The organism is Pontibacter sp. MBLB2868 (genome assembly GCF_051904785.1).
In the GTDB taxonomy this organism is placed as follows: Bacteria; Bacteroidota; Bacteroidia; order Cytophagales; family Hymenobacteraceae; genus Pontibacter.
In genome coordinates this window covers 3107058-3123280 of the sequence record NZ_CP196710.1, presented here as the reverse complement: position 1 = coordinate 3123280, position 16223 = coordinate 3107058, and the positions used below count along the sequence as shown (strand labels likewise).

Genomic DNA, 16223 nt, shown 5'->3' with positions numbered 1-16223 from the left:
TGTACATCATTTAAATTGAATGAAGAAATACTCCTTACTTCTATTAATTCCTGTCTTTTCCTCATGCTGCGGCTTACATACCGAAGTTAAGTATGAATATGGTGAAGCTGTAGTGACAAGAATTGATGAGTGTGGTAAAACTACCTTTTACTACGGTAACGGTCAAAGTAGAAGTAGTGGTAGAATATGGACGGAGTATTCTGGAATTAATGATGGCTTTTCTGGATATTTAATCTTCAGTGAAAGCGGAAAAGTAAAAATCCTGTCTGGTGACGGTCATTTTCAAAGTGAAGGTGTAGACACAACGCTTTTTGAATACAAAAGAATTACAGCGTCTAACCGTCCTGAATCAAAGGAGTCTCTTTACAGAATTATGCTATCTACAAGATATGAACAGGAACGGAATAAGCAGTCCAATTCTCAAGTAAAGGCTTTTTATGTTATTGATGAAAACGAGTGGTGGTAACCTGAAAGAAAAACATTGTACAACAACTAAGGCTTCGTTGGGTACGGAGTGCCGACAATGAAGCCGTGGTTGCACTAACCGGGCAGCCTGTTATGGGTTTTAAGTCGGAAAGAGTTTGCTTTAGATACTTTTAGGAAGGCTGCTTTATAGCCATCGCGCACCGGATGTGGCGCCTTGCGTGTGGTGGTGGAAGGTGCTCTTCCCTTTTTTGTTTCCTGTTTTCGCTTTTTTCATGGCTTTCCCTTCGCAGTGGGCATAGCTGCGCCAGGCCACCTTCGGGTGGTTGTTTTTTTAAGATCCCTTTTTCGAACTGCCGGTACTCACGCTCTGTCCTCAGGCCCTGCGGCGGCCCCCTTTTGGCCAGCACCTGCAGGGTGACCATCGTCTCCTTCTTGCAGCAGGGGCAGAGGAGCGGGTTGTATTCCTCCAGCTGGCGGGGCTCCACTTTCCGTTTCTTCTCCTCGGGCAGCTGCTGCCGGATCACCGGAATGGCCGTTTGCTTGCCCGTGCCACTGAGTATGCCGTAGTGGCGTATCCTGACAAAACCCTTTGGCAGGATGTGGAGGGAGAAGCGGCGGATGAACTCCATTGCCTCCAGCTTCATCTCCAACTTGCGCGCTCCTTGCCGGTAATCCTTACAAGAAAAGCTCACTGTCTGTGCGTCTACTTGGGTGAGGCGGTGGTTGGAGACGGCGATCTTGTGGGTGTAGCGGCCCAGGTACTCCACCACATGCTCAGGTCCTGCAAAAGGGCGCTTGGCGTACACCACCCACTCTTTTTTGAACAGCGCGCTGATCAGTGCCTTCTCCACATCGGGCAGCTTTGCCTTGAGCAGCTGCACGTACTTAGCCCGGTAGACCCGGCTCATGGCCTTCACCGGGAAGAGGTACTTACCTTTGCTGCGGGCTCCCTTCCACTTGCCGTCTTCACGCAGGCCCCCGCCCGGCACGACGCAGTGCAGGTGCGGGTGCAGCGAGAGGGTCTGCCCCCAGGTGTGGAGCACGGCCACCATGCCCGGCCTTGCCCCCAGGTGCTTTTTGTCCCCGGCAAAGGTGAGCAGTGTCTGCCAGGCCGCCTCAAAGAGGGTGTTGTAGACAACTTTTGGCTGGCAGAGGGCCAACTGGTTTAGCGTATCGGGCAGGGTGAAGACCACGTGGAAGTAAGGCACGGGCAGGAGCTCGGCCTCCCTTGCCTGTATCCACTGCTCGCGCTTTCTGCCCTGGCACTTGGGGCAGTGGCGGTTACGGCAGGAGTTGTAGCTCACGCGCACCTGGCCGCAGTCAGAGCAGGCGTCCACGTGCCCGCCCATGGCCCCAGTGCGGCAGCGCATGATGGCTCCAAGGGTGCGCAGCTGCCAGGCGTTGATCTGCGGGTGGCGCTCCACCTTTTGCCAGTGTTGTCTCAACACATCGGCCACTTCGTGTTTTGCCCGCACTAGCTATAAAGCGTATCGAGCGGGGAGAAGGGCTTTTTCCGGCCGCCCTGGGCCACATGCAGGTAGACCATGGTGGTGTCGATGCAGGCGTGGCCCAACAGCTCCTTGATGGAGACGATGTCCAGGCCGTCCTCCAGCAGGTGGGTGGCGAAGGTGTGGCGCAGCGTGTGGGGGGTAACCTGCTTTTGGATGCCGGCTGCCTTTCTGGCCTCCCGTACCACCCACTGCACGCCGACGGTGGTGTAGCGCCTGTCGCGCAGCCCCTGCTCATTTTCCTGTACCTGCCCGTTGAAGAGCCACTGTTGCGGGCACTCGGCCTGGATGTAGGCTTGCAGGCCGCGGATCAGGTGCTCGCTCAGGGGCACGTAGCGATCCTTGCCTCCCTTGCCCTGGCGCACATGCAGCATCCTGCGGTCAAAGTCCACATCGGGGAGTTTTAAGTTGCACAGCTCGAAATTGCGCAGCCCGCAGCCGTAGAGGGTAGCCAGCAGCACGCGGTGCTTGAGTAGTTTGGGTGCAGAGAGCAGTCGTTTGACCTCGGGCTTGCTGAGCACGACGGGCAGTTTGCGGTCTTGCCGCAGGGTGGGTAGCTCGATGCGCTTGTCTTTGAGGCCCTCCATGCGGAAGACGTAGCGCAGGGAGTAGACGGTGAACTTGAAGTAAGCGTCGGAAGGGGTGTTGTGTGAAGTTGCTACCTTTGACTGTAGGGTTAAAGAAGGGCAGTTTACTATAAACTGTTAACTTTGACTATATGGAAAAACGTGTTTACGACGACTCCTTCAAGCAGATGGCCGTGGAGCTAAGCTACGCCAGGGGATCAGTAAAAGAAGTAGCCGATGAGCTGGGCATAGATCCAGGCAGATTGAGCAAATGGCGCAACAAGCAGCGCCGGCCTGCGCAGCCGACTGCCGAGCTCACAGATGACCAGAAAGAGATCAAGCGATTACAAAAGGAGCTCAGGGAGGCGCAGCTGGAGCGTGACATCCTAAAAAAGGCGGTGAGCATCTTCTCCAAGGGAGACGGGCGGTATGGAATTGCAACAGTTTACTGTAGGCTTTTTTCAGGCAGCCATCGTTTTGTTAAGGAAGAAGTTTTCAAACTGGCAGGGTGTCAGGTAGCCTAATGCCGAATGTCTCCTTTCCCTGTTGTAGAAGCCTTCGATGTATTCAAATACAGCCAGCTTGGCTTCTTGCCTGGTGTTGAATTTTCGGTGGTAGATCAGTTCTGTTTTCAATGTCTTGAAGAAGCTCTCGGCTACAGCATTGTCCCAGCAATTACCTTTCCGACTCATGCTCTGCACCACCGGTACCCCTGCCAGTTGCTCTCTGAAGGCACTGCAGGCATACTGCACACCCCGGTCCGAGTGGAACAGCAATGATTCTGTCACTGGCCTGTTTCTGACCGCCATCCGGAAGGCCGCCACCGTGGTCGACTCCGCATCCATCGTCTCACTCAAAGCCCAGCCCACTACCTTTCTATCGGCCAGGTCCAGTACCGCCGTCAGGTAGAGCCATCCTTCTCGTGTTTTTATGTAAGTGAGGTCCGATACCCATTTCTGGGCCAGCCGCTGGGCACTGAAGTCCCGGTTTAAATAATTGCTCGCTACAGAAAAGCCATGGTCGGAGTCTGTGGTCTGCACCCGGTATTTTTTTCTTACAATGCTTTGAATGCGGTGCTTTCGCATCAGCCGGGCCACTCTCGGTCTGGAGGCCATGATGCCCTGCTCGCGCAGCTCGAAACTAATGCGGGGGCTGCCATAGCGGCACTTGCTCTGCCGGTACACTTCTTTCACAGAGGCAAGAAGCTGTTGCTCTTTTCGCTCCCTTCGCCCCACAGGGTGCTTGAGCCAGTAATAGTACCCGCTTATGCTGACACGCAGCACCCGGCACATCTTCTCAACGGGAAATTGGTACCGGTGCTCCTTTATGAATCCGAATACCGCCCGTCTCCCTTGGAGAAGATGCTCACCGCCTTTTTTAGGATGTCACGCTCCAGCTGCGCCTCCCTGAGCTCCTTTTGTAATCGCTTGATCTCTTTCTGGTCATCTGTGAGCTCGGCAGTCGGCTGCGCAGGCCGGCGCTGCTTGTTGCGCCATTTGCTCAATCTGCCTGGATCTATGCCCAGCTCATCGGCTACTTCTTTTACTGATCCCCTGGCGTAGCTTAGCTCCACGGCCATCTGCTTGAAGGAGTCGTCGTAAACACGTTTTTCCATATAGTCAAAGTTAACAGTTTATAGTAAACTGCCCTTCTTTAACCCTACAGTCAAAGGTAGCAACTTCAGTATTCGGATTCATAAAGGAGCACCGGTACCAATTTCCCGTTGAGAAGATGTGCCGGGTGCTGCGTGTCAGCATAAGCGGGTACTATTACTGGCTCAAGCACCCTGTGGGGCGAAGGGAGCGAAAAGAGCAACAGCTTCTTGCCTCTGTGAAAGAAGTGTACCGGCAGAGCAAGTGCCGCTATGGCAGCCCCCGCATTAGTTTCGAGCTGCGCGAGCAGGGCATCATGGCCTCCAGACCGAGAGTGGCCCGGCTGATGCGAAAGCACCGCATTCAAAGCATTGTAAGAAAAAAATACCGGGTGCAGACCACAGACTCCGACCATGGCTTTTCTGTAGCGAGCAATTATTTAAACCGGGACTTCAGTGCCCAGCGGCTGGCCCAGAAATGGGTATCGGACCTCACTTACATAAAAACACGAGAAGGATGGCTCTACCTGACGGCGGTACTGGACCTGGCCGATAGAAAGGTAGTGGGCTGGGCTTTGAGTGAGACGATGGATGCGGAGTCGACCACGGTGGCGGCCTTCCGGATGGCGGTCAGAAACAGGCCAGTGACAGAATCATTGCTGTTCCACTCGGACCGGGGTGTGCAGTATGCCTGCAGTGCCTTCAGAGAGCAACTGGCAGGGGTACCGGTGGTGCAGAGCATGAGTCGGAAAGGTAATTGCTGGGACAATGCTGTAGCCGAGAGCTTCTTCAAGACATTGAAAACAGAACTGATCTACCACCGAAAATTCAACACCAGGCAAGAAGCCAAGCTGGCTGTATTTGAATACATCGAAGGCTTCTACAACAGGGAAAGGAGACATTCGGCATTAGGCTACCTGACACCCTGCCAGTTTGAAAACTTCTTCCTTAACAAAACGATGGCTGCCTGAAAAAAGCCTACAGTAAACTGTTGCAATTCCAGTGCTCCTGCTTTACCAGGTAGAGGTAGTCGTTGATCTGATCTGGGTCCAGCTGGGTAGGCAGGCAGTTGAAGTGCAGGGCCACCTTGGCCAGGTGGCGGGCGTAGTTGGAGAGGGTGCTCTGGCCCCGGCCAGCCACGGTGATTTTTTTAGAGAACTTCTCGTAAAGCTCGCTGAATCCTGCTACATTAGAGCAAGCAGTCTGGATAAGGGTAGGCTCTTTTTTTTCATCTTTTTATGCTTTAAAGTGAATCCAAAAGATAGCCCTTATCCGCTGCTTTTTACAAAAGAACTACCGAAGGTTTAGTGCAACCCAGCACATGAGCAAAGCTTCAGCTGCGCCTCGCTCACCTCATGTACAACACCGTTAGTACGCCACGAGGCGTACTGTTTTCAATGGGTGCAATTCCCATCGGTATAATTGACTATTAGTACTGTAATGAAAGAGACTGTTTCACTCGTGAGAGTGACTCAGAAGTTCTCTGGATTGATTAACTAAGCCGCAATGCGAGAGCGTGAACCCGTAGTAGCTTCGAGATGTACAGTCACAGGCGGAGAGAGTGTCGACGGTCTTGAATCCTTGTACTGCCTGTGGATGAATGGTCAGGTGAAGCAGGCAGGCCTGTCGGAGTCATAGGGGTGGCGTGGTTAAAGAAGGAAACAGTATGAACGTGGGAGAACTGACTAGTCAATGGGTGGCAACCATAAACACACCTGTATAAGCATAGCGAAGTCAGGGAGGGATTAGTCAGTAGTCGGAGGGGCTCATAGTACCATGGAGGCTGAAGACAACATAACTTCAGAAGAGGGAAGGGGCCCTGCCTTAGAAACGCTTCAATGAAAGAGAGAACGAATTATATTGACGAGAGTCTATTAATGAATCCATCGCAGTGCGATGCAAGAGTCCGCCTCTTTCAAAGGAAGCTATACACTAAAGCCAAGCAAGAAGAAGGATTCAGAGCCTACAGTCTCTATGACAAGATCTGTCTGGACTATATGCTTGTGGAATCCTGGTGCAGGGTTAAACAAAGCTATGCAAAGGGCACAGGAGTAGACAGGCAGAGTTTCTCAGATATAGAGAAGCAAGGACTGCACCGGTTCCTGTTGTCACTGCAGAAAGAGCTCAGGGAAAAGACCTACCGCAGTCAGCCTGTCAGGCGAGTGCTCATCCCCAAAGATGGCAAAGGGAGTTTTCGTCCCCTGGGCATCCCTACCATCAAAGACAGGGTGGTGCAAATGGCTGTCAAGCTGGTCATGGAGCCGCTCTGGGAGGCGGATTTCATTTCCACCTCCTACGGCTTTCGGCCAAAGAAGAGTGCCCATGAGGCCATCAGGCAGATCAAACGCAACATCTACGAAGGGTACAAGTTCATCTACGATGCCGATCTGGCAAAGTATTTTGATACCATACCCCATGATAAGCTATTGATCCTGCTGAAGGAAAGACTGGCCGACACGGGCATCCTGAGCCTTGTAAGGCAGTGGCTGAGAGCTCCCGTTGAACATGAGAATGGGATGCGGGAGAAGACCAGACGAGGCACTCCGCAAGGTGGGGTGATCTCTCCTTTGTTGGCAAATATTTACCTGCACGCCTTCGACCGAATCGTCAGTAATCCCCAGGGCAAGTTTGCCAGGGCAGACATCCGCATCGTCCGCTATGCAGACGATTTTGTGCTGATGGGCCGCCAGCGCTACAGTCGACAGATCATAGGCTACATCAACCGGATCATGGCTAACATGGGCCTGAGCCTTAACAGAGAGAAGACAAGGATACTCCACGTGAGCAAAAGCAGTCTGCACTTTCTGGGCTTTGAGTTCCGCACGGTTCCCTCCAAGTTCGGCTGGAACAGGGGGAACTACACCAACATCAGGCCGAGTGTGAAGTCCAGATCCAAGCTGTTCTCCAACATCAGTGAACTGCTGACAAAACGCAGACACTGGCAGATAGAACCGATGATCTACAAGCTGAACGAGGTGCTGATCGGCTGGCTGAATTATTTTTCGATCAGCAAGGTGAGCCATATCTGGGACACGATAAAGGTGCTGGTAAAGCACCTGGACTACAAGTTGTTCAAGTGGTTGAAGAGCAAAGGAAGGAAGGCGCACAAGTCGCTACGCCAGCGACCCTACACACATCTTGTGGCATACAAGAAGCTGTTGGACTTGGAAAAGTATGCACGCCTGAAAACGCTTGCGAAAGCTTAGTGAAGAACTCTATTGGAAAGCCGTGTGAGGGAAAACTTCATGCACGGTTTGATGAAGGGGGCACTGATAGTTCAGTACAAATGTGTACATTTAAAGTAACATTATAACTGAGCTATCAGGCTCTACTCTACGGCAGCACCCTTAAATCTCGACAACTGAGATAAAGAAGCAAAAGAAGAAGGCTATGAATAAATATGTAAGAGTTTGTTTTGTCTTATTGCTTGTTCTCTGTACGGTGGTGACCGTAGCTCTTTGGCAAGGAATGCATTCTTTTTTATTTGCATGGGTATTAAACCTCATGCTAATGATGGGGGTTTTATACACCACTCAGACCTTCAAACCACGATTAGCATCCACTTATTACAGTTCGAAAAAGTGGGAGGCTGATGGAAAAATTTATAAATGGTTCGGGGTTAATGGATTTAGAAAGGTTTTAGTGTGGGTTGGCTGGGAGAAGCTCAATAAGGCTTCTAGTCCTGTAAAAAAGTGTTTAAATGCGTTAAAGCATTTGGAGTATAACACTCGACAATCGGAATTTGGGCATTTGATTATCTTCTTTATAGTATTGGCTCTTGCTCTTTTTGTAGGATTATATTATGGATTTAAGAATATAGTATGGCTACTTATGCTAAACATTATTCTCAATGCTTACCCAATTATGGTTCAACGTTATAATCGGCCAAGGATTCAAAAAGCTATAGCTAAAATTAACGTTCTCCAGTCGGCACATAAAGTTTGATACCAAAGAAATTTGATTGAACATATACAGTGCGGAAAAGGCCGACCGCACATCATTGTACATAAGCCATGCTCCGGCCGATGGCCTTGCACGTCTCATGCACGAGTAACGTTAATCTCTCGCACCATTTTTGCTGCAGCATGTATAGCAACGGCAATCCAGTTTTGACATGCTTTCGTTTGTATTAACCAACTTGCTATACACCCATGCTGGAACAACTCATACTTTTACTTTTCCTGTCCAGCTTCTCGCTGCTGAGCTATCAGAGCCAAGGGCAGGCCGCCGCTGAGAAACAAGCCGGCCAGACAATGGCACAGACGCAACACCCGAAAAACCCCTACTACTCCCGCACAGACACCACCAGGCTGCACCTGTCGGACGCTACCTGGAAGAAGGTGCTGCCGGAGGACGTATATGAAGTTGCCCGGCATGCGGCGACGGAGCGCGCCTTTACCGGCAAATACTGGAACTCGACCGGCGCGGGCACCTACTACTGCGCTGCCTGCGGCAATGCCTTGTTCAAGTCCGACGCGAAGTTCGCTAGCGAGTGCGGCTGGCCCAGCTTCTATGAGCCGATCCGCAAAAACAGCGTGATCTATAAAGTTGATCACGCGTTTGGTATGGAGCGCACCGAAGTGCTTTGCGGCCGTTGCGGCGGGCACCTGGGCCATATCTTCGAAGATGGTCCGCCACCGACCGGCAAGCGTTTCTGCATGAACTCCATCGTTCTGGATTTTGAGCCCGGAAAGCCTCTTGGCTTTTAAGTATATGACCAGCTTTTAAAAAGGCAGCCTTTACTCGTAAGGCTGCCTTTTTATGCTTCTAAGCGGCTGACTAGTTCGCCTGCAGCACCTGCACCGTTATGTGCAGCTGGCCCACGTAGCGCATGGTATGTTCGGCGGCATGCACCAGCAGTCCCACCGCGGTCGTCGGAATCTGGGCGTGCCCCACCCCGCGTAGGAGCGTTAGGATTTGAGAGTTGGTTTGGCCCATTATAAGAAACCCTCACAGAGTTTATTGCTTCCACAAAAGCATCTATCAACTCCATCGCTCCAGACACATAATACAAAAGCGCCTCCCTTCGCTTTAAGGGAGGCGCTTTTTATGAAAAGACCTTATTTACTGCACTACACCCAGGGCAGCATCTGCTGTGATAAAGCCATGGCCTACCTCCGAAACACCAAGCCCAGGCATAGGGATGGCCACGGTTTCAAGTATGTTCTCTACCTGACTGGCATTCAGTGAAGGATTCTTTTCCACCATTAGCGCTACAATGCCGGCTACATGTGGGCTGGCCATAGAGGTGCCGGAAAGATAGTAATAAGATAACTGGCCACTGTTTATCTGGTAAGGTCCAATAATGCTGGAGCCTGGGGCTGTCACGTCAAGGTCCTGGCCTGTTTTTGCCCTGCTTGAGTAGGACGCAAGATAGAAATCACTCGGGTTAGTTGGCTCGGCAACGTCCAGTGCATACCACCAGGCCGGAACACTTCCGGCTGCTACCAGGCCAGCGCTTGCCACACTAATGACAGGGGCATACGCTCCGGGATACCCCATGCCTGCCGTTCCGCTGTTGCCAGCCGAGGCCACAATGATCACTCCCTTTTCTATGGCATAGTCTATAGCCGCTTTTTCTAGTGCATCCAGCACAGAGCCACCCAAGCTCATGTTTATTACTACAGGTGAATCTTTCAGGGGGCCTGCTTTCAGGTTTGCCATATATAGGATACCCTGTGCCACTACTGATGACCAGCCAGAGCCATTCTGGTTTAAAACTTTTACCGGAATAATAGTGGCTTTAGGGGCCACGCCGGCTATGGCGGTTCCTCTTAGATCAAACCCGATGATCGTGCTGGTAACGTGTGTGCCATGCGAGTTTTGGTCGTGCTCCCACTTGTTTGGCTGCTCCGATACATTTCCGACTTCTCCGCCGCCGCCGCCGAATGACTTAGCATACTGTGTGGCAATCCGTTGTTCCGGAAAATACTGTCGCCACGAGTCCAGCAGGCCTGTATCCAACACACCCACATACACACCAGTAGCATCCTGCTGCACCATAAAGCCCTTACCCATATCGGTAACGTTCACAGCGTCCAGGTTCCAGGTACTTAAACCGTTAGAAAAATCAGCTACCGACACGGCATCGGTAGGGCCGCCTTTCCGCTCTGCATCCGGATTAGCAACATCCACAAAAGACAGTTTCTGGATGGCTGGTAGCTGTTCGCCTGCCACGCGCATTGTCAGGGCGTTGATCTCGGGCATCACCTCGGTCACAGTGCCATACTTCTTCAGCTCACTTAAGGCGGCATCTGTAACCGGCCCTTTGAGCAGCACATTTATGCCCACCATGCCTTTAGCCTGTTTTGCATTGGCAAACTCCGCTGAAGGGTTTATGGTCTCGTCTGCCCCACTATCGCAGGCTGTTAACAAAGCAAAAGAGGAGGCGGCTGCCAATAATGTGTAGAATTTAGCCAGACGGATGCTTTTACCGGCGTGCAGCCAGTGCCATGGTTGTAATGAGTTTATTTTCATGATGTGCAGTTAAGGTTAGTACAAGGCTTTATTCAAACCATTAAAAAATAAATATAAAATATTAAATATTACTTAATCAAGACAATAAATAACTTTTGCAATATCAACTACTATACTCTGTCATAGGGAATAGGTTTCCGCGTAGCCTCAAATAATTCTGTTTATCAGCCCATACCGCTCAAAATTTAGGTATACCAACTCTTAAACTCTTTGGATAAAACGCCCTTTGCCCACACATCCTGGTAGTAATTGCAAATGACGTTGAGCACGCACTGCTCGCACCTGGGGCGATTGAAGGTACAGATACGCTGGCCATGGCGCAGCATGTGGAAGTTATAGAGTTCCTCAGGCTCCGGGAGCAGCATTTGCAACAACAGGTCGTGCGCCTCGTTGGCAGTTACCCTGGCCCCGATCATGCCTACCCGCTGGCTGGTCCGGAACAAATGGGTATCCACGGGAATAACCTCCAGGAAATCTATACTTATCGGGCATGCTTCTGAACATGGGCCAGTTACTTAGCATCTCTTTTATTACACTAGGGATAGTGCTGCTGCTTACAAAAAGAACGGCAGGGTGCTGAGCAGCCGTATCCCTAGGGGTAGCAACTGCCTCAAAATAGCGCTACGAAACGCTGCTAATGTCATCGGCAATCTGTGTGAGACGCACCTGTCGGATTTCTTCCGGCGAATAACTTTCCGCATAGGAAGGCAGGCGGCCGTGAGCGCCACAGCTCACAAGCTGGCCGTCATCATCTGGCACATGCTCACGTACCGAGTGCCTTATAATCCGCCCACCCAGTACCAGTTCCTCGATGAGAAAAGAAAGCTTAAGCTGGTGCAAAGGATAAAGAAAAACATTGCTAAATTAGTTCTAAAACCAGGAAACGTGGGTTTTGCAACAGCCTGAAAAAACGTTAGTCAGGATAATGATCGTCCTTCATGGAAATTATCAGAACGAAAACACTTACTAAATACTTCGGGACAACTTCTGCCTCGGACAACATTTCTATTCATGTCAAGGAGGGAGAGATATACGGTTTTCTTGGGCTAAATGGTGCAGGTAAAACGACTTTGATACGGATGCTTCTTGGCATGATTAAACCCGACAACGGCGACATTACTATATTTGACAAACCCCTTACACCACAATTTGACCAATGGAATGATATCGGTTATTTGGTGGAGACACCTTACTCTTACCCCAACCTTTCAGTGAAAGAAAACTTAAAGGGTTATTACAAATTGCGACAATTAACCAACCCCAATTTGGTTAACGACATCATTGAGAAATTAAAGCTAACTACCTACAAAGATAAAAAAGCTAAAGTTTTATCATTGGGCAATCAACAGCGATTAGGTTTAGCAAAAGCACTCATGCACAAACCGAAACTCCTAATACTTGACGAGCCAATTAACGGCTTGGACCCCGAAGGGATTGTAGAAGTAAGAGAGTTGCTGAAAGAGCTTGCAAGCAATGGCTCAACAGTTTTTATTTCAAGCCACATACTTGGTGAAATTTCTAAGGTGGCTAACCGCATAGGCATAATTCATGAAGGTAAATTGGTAAAAGAACTTACCACAAAAGAACTCAAAGACCAGCTCATCAAAAAAATTGTAGTCAAAACAGCCGACAATACAAAAGCTGTTCAAGAGTTATTGAGTTCAAATTACAAAGCAGTATTGACAGACATTGATGAAATAGAAATTACAAATAGTGAAGCGATTTCAAAACCGGAAAATATTTCAAGATTATTAGTTGAAAAAAATCTGCCACCAAAGCAAGTGTATCTGTTTACTGAAGATTTAGAAATGTATTTTTTAAGAACTATCAGAAACAAAGCGTAATGAAAAAACAGATACTGGCATTACACGCCGAGTTTATAAAGGCAAAACATACCAATACTCTTTGGTGGACTTTTATTGCGTTTGCATTAGCCCCTGTGATGGGTGGGGCATTCATTATGATTATCCAAGACCCGGAAGCGGTTGCTCAGGGAGGTGGACTTGTAGCAAAAGCCAAAGCCATGAAAATGGAAGCTACCTGGACATCCTATATAGATTTGATGACGCAAGCCGTAGGAGTTGGAGGTGTTTTGGCTTTTGGATTTGTAGCCAGTTGGCTATTCGGACGGGAGTATTCTGACGGAACATCAAAAGACTTACTCTCTCTGCCTACTACACGGACAAAAATATTAAACGCAAAATTTATCGTTTATGCAATTTGGTGTTTTGCATTAGTGATTTCTAATCTACTGATCGGGCTTTTAATCGGAACAATTTTGCAGCTACCCACAATTGAAAGCAATATTCTTTATACACTTATTACTGACTATTTTGTTACTACATTTCTAGCAATATTAATTGGCGTTCCTATTGCATTTTTTGCACTTTTAGGCAAAGGCTATCTTGCACCTTTAGGCTTTGTAGCGTTGACTTTAGTGCTTTCACAAGTTATTGCTGCAATTGGATATGGCTCATATTTTCCTTGGTCAATTCCAGGACTATACAGTGGTGCAGGAGGTGCATACAAAAACTTACTTGACAAGTATAGCTACTCAATTTTAATTATGACTTGTGTAGCAGGTTATCTTGCAACAGTTATTTATTGGAAAACAGCAGACCAGACGAAATGAAAGGAACAACTACAGCTGACACTGTTTTTGCGTCAGGCGGGCAGACTTGCAAACTTTGAGCCTTGTGCTTCTATTTAAGTTCAGTGCTTATTGAAAGCTTTGTGTTCCGAAACCCGCCCGAATACAAAGCCCAAGCACCGTCAGACTGACTATTAACATCTTTCCTCCGGCCACCTTTGTCCAGCTCAGTGGCTAAGGGATACCACACGTGTCTACTTGAGCTATGAAACTTATACAACCCGGCCGTCGCGAGGAGCCTCTCGGTGGTGGTGCTTCTTTAGGGGAGTTCATTTCCCCGGAAATAGAGCAACGCTTCGTTGACGCCTTTGTAAATTCGTTCCCCCACAGAAGCCCGGCTTCCGTACAATTTTCCCCGGGAACAACGTCCGCCCTAGCACCTTCCTATTGCCTAAATCCTGAACTATTTCCTTCTGCTGTGTTATAATGGAAGGGAAGTTTACACTGCTACTGTAGTACTTATTTTGCATTAAGTGCTTTAAAATACCCTTTGCCAACCAGGTACGTAATTTAAGCTGCGGCTACCCCTTATTCACCTCATGTACTACTTATCTGGTTGTTGTACCTGCTTACAGCCTGAACATGTCATAGAGCAAGCTGTTAGTACTTTGTCGGGTAGTAGAATAAATCAACTGTAATATGAATAATAAGGTAGAGGAAGCAAATCTAAGTGCAGACGAAGAAAGCGCAAATTTAGACCATTCGCCCTCTGCCCGTAATATCCACGATGTAGTTTTCAAAGAAGCCGAGTCAGAACTTGAGCGTGCAACGGAAGCACTGTTTTGGTCTGGTTTGGCTGCAGGTCTGTCTATGGGTTTTTCTTTGATCTCAGAGGGAATGCTGGAGGCTTATTTGCCTGATACTGAATGGAGTTTACTTGTTTCTAGTTTCGGCTATAGTATAGGTTTCCTGATCGTTATACTCGGTAAGCAACAACTCTTTACTGAAAACACACTTACGCCTATCCTGCCGCTTCTTCACCGGAAAGATGCTGAAACCTTCTGGAATGTGCTTCGGATGTGGGGAATAGTTCTTTTTGCCAATCTTTTAGGTGCGCTTGTTGTGGCACTTGTTATTGCCAATACAACAGCGTTTGACCCTCATGTACTTCTTGAATTTGAAAAGATTGGTCATAAAGCCATGGAACCAGGCTTCGGGACTATTCTGCTGCGCGGAATATTTGCTGGCTGGCTCATTGCATTAATGGTGTGGCTCTTACCCTATGCCGAAACAGCCCGGGTATGGGTGATCATTATCATTACTTACGTTGTTGGTATTGGTCATTTCAGTCACATTATAGCAGGCGCTGTCGAAACGTTTACACTGGCTGCCATGCAACAGGTTTCCTGGTGGGAAGTGATCTTTAGCTATTGCGTGCCTGCGCTGATTGGCAATATTTTAGGTGGTGTGATTTTAGTGGCAGCTATCAATCATGCACAAACCAAGGCTGGCGAAAGATCAGAATAGGTAGCTATTTTTACTGTATTATCAAGCCGCTATGGGCTAATTAACTACTCCTTACTTCCTGTATAAAAGCTTCTCTATATCTTTATAAAGAAGATTACAAGGCCAATACTTTTACCGATAGCATTAGATTTATTTCTAAATTGGGGCTATGAAGCTAAAAAGTAAGAACTACTACATCCGCAAATCCCACCGCTATTTGGGTGTAATCCTAGGCATTCAGTTTCTCTTCTGGACCCTTGGTGGCTTATACTTCAGCTGGAATGATATCGATGAAGTGCACGGGGATCATCTCCGTAGTGAAAAGAAATATTTTCCTGCTTCCATGAATCTAGTCTCGCCACAGGTAGTGCTGGATAAACTAAATGCAAATAACACTATTGACTCTGTTATGTCGGTTCAACTGATCGAGATTGCCGGAGTGCCTGCATACCAGATACGTTATTATTCAGGTGAGGCGGATCATTCTGCGCACGAGGCAGGCTCACATATGCCAGGGCATACTTCCAATGTGAAAGTACAGTTAGCTGATGCCGGGACAGGCGATTTTTTGCCGGCCCTCTCAAAAGAAATGGCAGTAACGGTGGCTCGCAACCAGCTGGTTGACCCAATAAAAGTAGCGCAGGTGGAGTATCTGACCGAGGTAGGGTCACATCACGAATACCGTGAAAAACCACTGCCAGCCTGGGCCGTAACCTTTAATCAGCCAGATAACTGCACGGTGTATATAGCAGCTGAACTGGGCACGTTCCAGGCTATTCGGCATAACCAGTGGCGTGCGTTTGACTTTTTCTGGATGCTGCATACCATGGATTATGAGGGGCGGGATAATATCGGTAACTGGCTGTTAAGGATATTCTCTGTTTTCGGACTGGTTACAGTGCTATCTGGGTTTGTGCTTTATTTTGTTTCTTCACCTTCTGTAAGAAAAATTAAAAAGAGAGTGCCCCAGGTAAGGTAACGGGCACTTAGCACAAGATTTAGCCAACTATACTTCAATGGTGATAAGAGATACTTTAATACCTGACAATAGTCATTTTTACAAGAATTAAATAGCGTTTACTTTACAAATAGGAATTAATAACCTCTACCCTGAGGATGTTTAGGTTTTTAGTTAGTTTTGCAGCAGAAATTACAAATGAAAAGATTTTTCATTATAGCACTCCTGGCAATCATGCTGCTTCAAATCTTCAGCAAAATGCTGATATTGCTCGATTACCAACTTAATAAGGAGTATATTATTGAATTTCTTTGTATCAACCGCGATAAGCCACAGCTAAAGTGTGAAGGCAAGTGCCACCTTTCTAAAAAGTTAAAAGCACAGGCCGCTGCTGAAAAACGCAACGAAAAGCAAAGCCAGAAGCAGGAAGTGCAGTTAATCCTTTTCTGCCAGGCTTTATTCGCTGTACCCTCTATAATTCCTGAAACTGAGGATTTACACTTTGCTGGATATCTTCCCGGATATCTTGCCGAAGGTCATCAGACGATTTTCCATCCACCCAAAGTATAGTTTAAGCATCTGTTGTGGCGCAGCGTGCGCC

Annotated in this window: 17 protein-coding genes and 2 pseudogenes; 11 read left to right on the top strand and 8 right to left on the bottom strand. The window is 48.5% G+C overall.

Annotated elements, in window-relative coordinates:
- Positions 1-19: 19 nt before the first annotated feature.
- A complete protein-coding gene (locus ACSX1A_RS13330; RefSeq protein ID WP_439880134.1) occupies positions 20-466 on the top strand; it encodes a hypothetical protein in 447 nt (148 codons plus the stop codon).
- 340 nt (positions 467-806) lie between these two features.
- On the opposite strand, the pseudogene ACSX1A_RS13325 reads toward ACSX1A_RS13330, so the two are convergent.
- Positions 807-1901 (bottom strand): annotated as a pseudogene (locus ACSX1A_RS13325) (IS91 family transposase); the annotation flags it as partial.
- Positions 1901-2521, bottom strand: coding sequence for a tyrosine-type recombinase/integrase (locus ACSX1A_RS13320; protein WP_439879763.1), 621 nt, complete (start codon positions 2519-2521; stop codon positions 1901-1903). The gene ACSX1A_RS13320 and the pseudogene ACSX1A_RS13325, both read right to left, overlap by 1 nt.
- A gap of 131 nt (positions 2522-2652) precedes the next feature.
- On the opposite strand from ACSX1A_RS13320, the pseudogene ACSX1A_RS13315 reads away from it, so the two are divergent.
- Positions 2653-2913: pseudogene (locus tag ACSX1A_RS13315) on the top strand (transposase); the annotation flags it as partial.
- 48 nt (positions 2914-2961) lie between these two features.
- Here the strand turns inward: ACSX1A_RS13315 and ACSX1A_RS13310 are convergent.
- Both ACSX1A_RS13310 and ACSX1A_RS13305 read right to left on the bottom strand, forming a co-directional pair.
- On the bottom strand, positions 2962-3828 hold the full coding sequence (locus ACSX1A_RS13310) for an IS3 family transposase (RefSeq protein ID WP_439883551.1): 867 nt from the start codon (positions 3826-3828) through the stop codon (positions 2962-2964).
- Positions 3825-4115, bottom strand: coding sequence for a transposase (locus ACSX1A_RS13305; protein WP_439879712.1), 291 nt, complete (start codon positions 4113-4115; stop codon positions 3825-3827). The genes ACSX1A_RS13310 and ACSX1A_RS13305 overlap by 4 nt, the downstream gene beginning before the upstream one ends.
- A 20-nt stretch (positions 4116-4135) precedes the next feature.
- On the opposite strand from ACSX1A_RS13305, the gene ACSX1A_RS13300 reads away from it, so the two are divergent.
- Positions 4136-5062: an IS3 family transposase gene (locus ACSX1A_RS13300; RefSeq protein WP_439883559.1), complete on the top strand. Its 927-nt coding sequence runs from the start codon at positions 4136-4138 to the stop codon at positions 5060-5062.
- A 7-nt stretch (positions 5063-5069) separates the two neighbouring features.
- On the opposite strand, the gene ACSX1A_RS13295 is transcribed toward ACSX1A_RS13300, so the two are convergent.
- Positions 5070-5231: a hypothetical protein gene (locus ACSX1A_RS13295; RefSeq protein WP_439879762.1), complete on the bottom strand. Its 162-nt coding sequence runs from the start codon at positions 5229-5231 to the stop codon at positions 5070-5072.
- 698 nt (positions 5232-5929) lie between these two features.
- Here ACSX1A_RS13295 and ltrA point away from each other — a divergent pair.
- From ltrA to msrB, 3 genes are all read left to right on the top strand, one after another.
- Positions 5930-7297 carry a group II intron reverse transcriptase/maturase gene (gene ltrA / locus ACSX1A_RS13290; RefSeq protein ID WP_439880133.1) on the top strand — a complete coding sequence of 456 codons (1368 nt, stop codon included), beginning with the start codon at positions 5930-5932 and terminating at the stop codon, positions 7295-7297.
- 184 nt (positions 7298-7481) lie between these two features.
- The gene (locus ACSX1A_RS13285; RefSeq protein ID WP_439880132.1) at positions 7482-8036 is read left to right on the top strand and encodes a hypothetical protein; all 555 of its coding nucleotides are present in this window, start codon (positions 7482-7484) and stop codon (positions 8034-8036) included.
- 206 nt (positions 8037-8242) lie between these two features.
- A complete protein-coding gene (msrB, locus tag ACSX1A_RS13280; protein WP_439880131.1) occupies positions 8243-8800 on the top strand; it encodes a peptide-methionine (R)-S-oxide reductase MsrB in 558 nt (185 codons plus the stop codon).
- 50 nt (positions 8801-8850) lie between these two features.
- On the opposite strand, the gene ACSX1A_RS13275 is transcribed toward msrB, so the two are convergent.
- The 3 genes from ACSX1A_RS13275 to ACSX1A_RS13265 form a co-directional block, all read right to left on the bottom strand.
- Positions 8851-9105: a hypothetical protein gene (locus ACSX1A_RS13275; RefSeq protein WP_439880130.1), complete on the bottom strand. Its 255-nt coding sequence runs from the start codon at positions 9103-9105 to the stop codon at positions 8851-8853.
- Between the two features lie 50 nt (positions 9106-9155).
- On the bottom strand, positions 9156-10568 hold the full coding sequence (locus tag ACSX1A_RS13270; protein WP_439880129.1) for a S8 family peptidase: 1413 nt from the start codon (positions 10566-10568) through the stop codon (positions 9156-9158).
- Between the two features lie 185 nt (positions 10569-10753).
- Positions 10754-11023 carry an endonuclease III domain-containing protein gene (locus ACSX1A_RS13265; RefSeq protein ID WP_439880128.1) on the bottom strand — a complete coding sequence of 90 codons (270 nt, stop codon included), beginning with the start codon at positions 11021-11023 and terminating at the stop codon, positions 10754-10756.
- A 483-nt stretch (positions 11024-11506) separates the two neighbouring features.
- Between ACSX1A_RS13265 and ACSX1A_RS13260 the strand changes: the two genes are divergently transcribed.
- From ACSX1A_RS13260 to ACSX1A_RS13240, 5 genes are all read left to right on the top strand, one after another.
- On the top strand, positions 11507-12412 hold the full coding sequence (locus ACSX1A_RS13260) for an ABC transporter ATP-binding protein (protein WP_439880127.1): 906 nt from the start codon (positions 11507-11509) through the stop codon (positions 12410-12412).
- On the top strand, positions 12412-13200 hold the full coding sequence (locus ACSX1A_RS13255) for an ABC transporter permease (protein ID WP_439880126.1): 789 nt from the start codon (positions 12412-12414) through the stop codon (positions 13198-13200). Before ACSX1A_RS13260 ends, ACSX1A_RS13255 begins: the two co-directional genes overlap by 1 nt.
- Positions 13201-13857: 657 nt before the next feature.
- Positions 13858-14685 carry a formate/nitrite transporter family protein gene (locus ACSX1A_RS13250; RefSeq protein WP_439880125.1) on the top strand — a complete coding sequence of 276 codons (828 nt, stop codon included), beginning with the start codon at positions 13858-13860 and terminating at the stop codon, positions 14683-14685.
- Positions 14686-14833: 148 nt separating this feature from the next.
- On the top strand, positions 14834-15643 hold the full coding sequence (locus ACSX1A_RS13245; RefSeq protein WP_439880124.1) for a PepSY domain-containing protein: 810 nt from the start codon (positions 14834-14836) through the stop codon (positions 15641-15643).
- 159 nt (positions 15644-15802) lie between these two features.
- Entirely contained in the window at positions 15803-16192 is a 390-nt protein-coding gene (locus tag ACSX1A_RS13240; protein ID WP_439880123.1) for a hypothetical protein, read from the top strand.
- The last annotated feature ends 31 nt before the right edge of the window (positions 16193-16223 follow it).

What these genes read in the sequence shown, in the direction of transcription:
- ACSX1A_RS13255 (WP_439880126.1), top strand. Translation starts at nt 12,412, where the DNA reads ATGAAAAAACAGATACTGGCATTACACGCCGAGTTTATAAAGGCAAAA.
- ACSX1A_RS13285 (WP_439880132.1), top strand. Translation starts at nt 7,482, where the DNA reads ATGAATAAATATGTAAGAGTTTGTTTTGTCTTATTGCTTGTTCTCTGT.
- ACSX1A_RS13245 (WP_439880124.1), top strand. Translation starts at nt 14,834, where the DNA reads ATGAAGCTAAAAAGTAAGAACTACTACATCCGCAAATCCCACCGCTAT.
- msrB (WP_439880131.1), top strand. Translation starts at nt 8,243, where the DNA reads ATGCTGGAACAACTCATACTTTTACTTTTCCTGTCCAGCTTCTCGCTG.
- ACSX1A_RS13305 (WP_439879712.1), bottom strand. Translation starts at nt 4,115, where the DNA reads ATGGAAAAACGTGTTTACGACGACTCCTTCAAGCAGATGGCCGTGGAG.
- ACSX1A_RS13250 (WP_439880125.1), top strand. Translation starts at nt 13,858, where the DNA reads ATGAATAATAAGGTAGAGGAAGCAAATCTAAGTGCAGACGAAGAAAGC.
- ACSX1A_RS13260 (WP_439880127.1), top strand. Translation starts at nt 11,507, where the DNA reads ATGGAAATTATCAGAACGAAAACACTTACTAAATACTTCGGGACAACT.
- ACSX1A_RS13270 (WP_439880129.1), bottom strand. Translation starts at nt 10,568, where the DNA reads ATGAAAATAAACTCATTACAACCATGGCACTGGCTGCACGCCGGTAAA.
- ACSX1A_RS13330 (WP_439880134.1), top strand. Translation starts at nt 20, where the DNA reads ATGAAGAAATACTCCTTACTTCTATTAATTCCTGTCTTTTCCTCATGC.
- ACSX1A_RS13320 (WP_439879763.1), bottom strand. Translation starts at nt 2,521, where the DNA reads ATGGAGGGCCTCAAAGACAAGCGCATCGAGCTACCCACCCTGCGGCAA.
- ltrA (WP_439880133.1), top strand. Translation starts at nt 5,930, where the DNA reads ATGAAAGAGAGAACGAATTATATTGACGAGAGTCTATTAATGAATCCA.